The organism is Yersinia sp. IP36721, assembly GCF_003634395.1.
In the GTDB taxonomy this organism is placed as follows: Bacteria; Pseudomonadota; Gammaproteobacteria; order Enterobacterales; family Enterobacteriaceae; genus Yersinia; species Yersinia entomophaga.
In genome coordinates, this window is sequence record NZ_QCZL01000054.1 from 1 (window position 1) to 3,050 (window position 3,050).

A 3,050-nucleotide genomic window follows, 5' to 3' on the forward strand; every position below is an offset into this window, starting at 1 on the left:
ACAAGGGAAGTATTACGCATGGAACGTGCAAGTAACAGCAAGAAAGCAATGAAGATTGAGACCGCTTTATTGAACAAAATCGCAATGATGGGGCAGGGGAAATTTGCTGCTCAGATGGGTATTCATGAGTCACGGATAAGCAAGTGGAAACACGGCTTCTTCCAGCAGGTGAGCATGATGCTGGCGATATTGGAATACGGAGTGGAGGACGAGGAACTCAACCGGCTTGCTAGGTCGGTAGCTGAGTTGCTTACGCAACATAACAACCAATCAGTGGGGTTTAGCGCTTAACGGAGGATCTAGTGAACCACATCCAATTTATCGAACACAACATCAAGCAAGAGCTTCTGGCGGCTGGGTATTCGTTACCAATCGCTCAAGGGGGGGCAAATTTTGGAGTTGACCACTATCGACGCTGCTCACAGGCAAGCGCAAAGGGAAAGATGTTTGATGACTGCTTGCGACTTGCTAAGGCATGGGCAATCAAGAACACAACAATGGCTGATAAGGCCGAGGCAAAGAAAGCCAAGGCTAGGAAGCCAGTCAACAGGACTCCAGCTTTGTTCTAAAGAAAATGCCCCAACAGCGCGAACTGTTAGGGCATCGGTAATCAGGTATGCAAGCCAATTACAGAGGTAATTATACATGCGAAAGAAAACTAACGCAAAACAGCGAGAAGTTACTCAGCAGCGTTCTGCAAAGCCAGACGAATTAGTCATGGTCTGCGTGGACAATCCAATATTCGGTCACAAGTTCATTGAGATTTTCCGTGGGCTTAAAGCCACTCGAGGTAAGGCCAATGAGTAACGTCTTAGCGTTTCGTCAACCAGACACAGCAAGGCCGGAGGCAACCGGTAAGGGGTTTGCCTTGATGCATAGAAAAATAATGGAACTGCCCTTCTACAGGACGGATTCTGAGGCAGTTCACCTGTGGATACATTTCATACTTACCGCTAATCACGCACCGGCAATAGTTAATACTGAGCTGGGTGATGTCATGGTTCGTCGTGGAGAGTTTATGACTGGCAGAAATAAGCTGGAACTGGCAACCGGTATTACCGGTAACCGCATTAAATATCTAATCGGTAAGTTTGAAAAACTTGGGATGATCACCAAGTCAACCACCAAGAAATTCTCATTAATTTACGTCACAAAATACGACGAATATCAGCCAAATTTAGTGCCAACAGATTACCAACAAAGTGCCAACGCAAAGCCGCTTACACCAAGCGCTGGCGCGGAGGTTGTGCCAACAGATTACCAACAAAGTGCCACAAACAATGAAATAACTAATAACTCTATTACTAACGTAATAGAGAGTCCCTCTTCAGCCGATAAACCGGAAAAGAAAAAACCGTCATTCAGTTGTGAAGATGTGGTCAATGCTTATCACGACATTCTGCCAGAAGCCAAAGGCATAAGAGCACTCAGTGACAAGCGACGCAACCTGATCAAAACCTTCTGGGTGAAAGCCAGCAAGATAACTCGCCAACTGGACAGCCAGCCATTCACGCTGGAAAGCTGGAAAGCCTACCTGACTTACATTTCCACCAATTGCCGCTGGATGCTGGAAGACCGCCCTGATACTCGCTCCGGAAAGACGTGGCAGAAAAAAGGGTTGGAGTATTTCCTGAACGATGAAACTTATCTTCAAGTCCGAGAGGGGGCCAAGGATGACCGTTGATTACAAAACACCACCACACAACCTCGACGCAGAACAGAGTGTTCTTGGCGGCCTGATGCTGGATGACGGCAGTGATAACGTTGCTAAAGTCCTGTCCATGCTGAAACCAGAATCGTTTTACACCCGCCCACACCAAGTAATTTTTGCTGAAATTAAAGACTTGGTTAGCAGGCAGATCCCTATTGACCTTCTGACGCTGTTCAACCAGATGGAGAACAAGGGGATTAGCAGCACTGTAGGTGGTTTTGCTTACATGGCAGAGCTATCGAAGAACACCCCCAGCGCCGCGAATATCGTGCATTACGCGATGGAAGTACGCGATAAGGCGATCACTCGTTACAGCATTGCCAAAACCAATGCGATGACCGAGTTGCTTTATGCCAACAACGGCATGACAGCAACGCAAAAGCTTGAGGCGATACAGGCGCTATCTACCGAGATCACAGATCACGCCAAGACAGGTAACCGCAGAGGACTGCGAACATTCGAAAGTGTGTTCTCAGATTGGGTTGATGTTGTCGAACAACGACTTTCCGGTGACCCGCGAGCTGTTGGGTTAACCAGCGGGATCGCATCACTGGACGCCATGCTGGAACCTAAGCGAATTGTGAAAGGTTCACTGTTCGTGGTTGGTGCCCGCCCCAAAATGGGTAAGACAACGCTCTATTCAAACATGGCTATCAACTGCGCACTGAATGAGAATCTCCCGGCGCTGGCGTTTAGCCTTGAAATGCCTGATGTGCAGCTTGGCGAAGGCATGATTTCCCAAGCCTCAGGAGTATCCAGCAGTAATTTTTATCTTGATGGGTACGACGATAACCGTTTTGCGTTGGCGTCTGCGAAAGGGTTAGAGCTGGCGAGAAGTGGCAATCTGTACATCGACGATACTCCGGGACTTTCACTGTCTCACATCGTTTCTGAGTGCCGCCGCATCAAGCGCGAACGTGGTGTTGTAGGCATGGTGTTGGTCGATTACCTCACACTGATGTCAGCCGAAAAAGCAGACCGTAATGATCTGGCTTACGGGATGATCACCAAGGGGCTAAAGAACCTCGCCAAAGAACTTGATTGCGTTGTCGTTCTGCTGACTCAGCTAAACCGTGATTTAGAAAGGCGCGTCAATAAGCGGCCTCAACCAAGCGACTCCCGCGACACAGGACAGATTGAGCAAGACTGTGATTACTGGCTGGGAATATACCGCGAAGGTGCTTACGACGAAAACGCCAATCAGCAGGACACCGAATTACTACTCCGGCTTAACCGGCACGGCAGCGGCGGGGTGGTATTCGTCGAGCAACGTCATGGCGCAATCTATGACTGCAACCAGGATCAGGCTAAAGCAAAGGCGGCTGAATCTGAGCGCCGG

The 3,050-nt window shown here is 48.9% G+C and carries 5 protein-coding genes; all 5 read left to right on the forward strand.

Annotated elements, in window-relative coordinates:
- The first annotated feature begins 18 nt into the window (after positions 1 to 18).
- Positions 19 to 291 (forward strand): CII family transcriptional regulator, encoded by a 273-nt coding sequence (locus DBA33_RS20035; RefSeq protein ID WP_049525569.1) that lies wholly within the window; start codon positions 19 to 21, stop codon positions 289 to 291.
- Between the two features lie 11 nt (positions 292 to 302).
- On the forward strand, positions 303 to 569 hold the full coding sequence (locus tag DBA33_RS20040; protein ID WP_162975254.1) for a hypothetical protein: 267 nt from the start codon (positions 303 to 305) through the stop codon (positions 567 to 569).
- 76 nt (positions 570 to 645) lie between these two features.
- Positions 646 to 807 carry a hypothetical protein gene (locus DBA33_RS20760; RefSeq protein ID WP_162975255.1) on the forward strand — a complete coding sequence of 54 codons (162 nt, stop codon included), beginning with the start codon at positions 646 to 648 and terminating at the stop codon, positions 805 to 807.
- Complete coding sequence (locus tag DBA33_RS20045; RefSeq protein ID WP_064518151.1) at positions 800 to 1,684, forward strand: hypothetical protein; 885 nt, start codon at positions 800 to 802, stop codon at positions 1,682 to 1,684. Before DBA33_RS20760 ends, DBA33_RS20045 begins: the two co-directional genes overlap by 8 nt.
- A partial coding sequence (locus DBA33_RS20050) for a DnaB-like helicase C-terminal domain-containing protein (protein ID WP_120807095.1) occupies positions 1,674 to 3,050 on the forward strand: 1,377 nt, incomplete at its 3' end. The genes DBA33_RS20045 and DBA33_RS20050, both read left to right, overlap by 11 nt.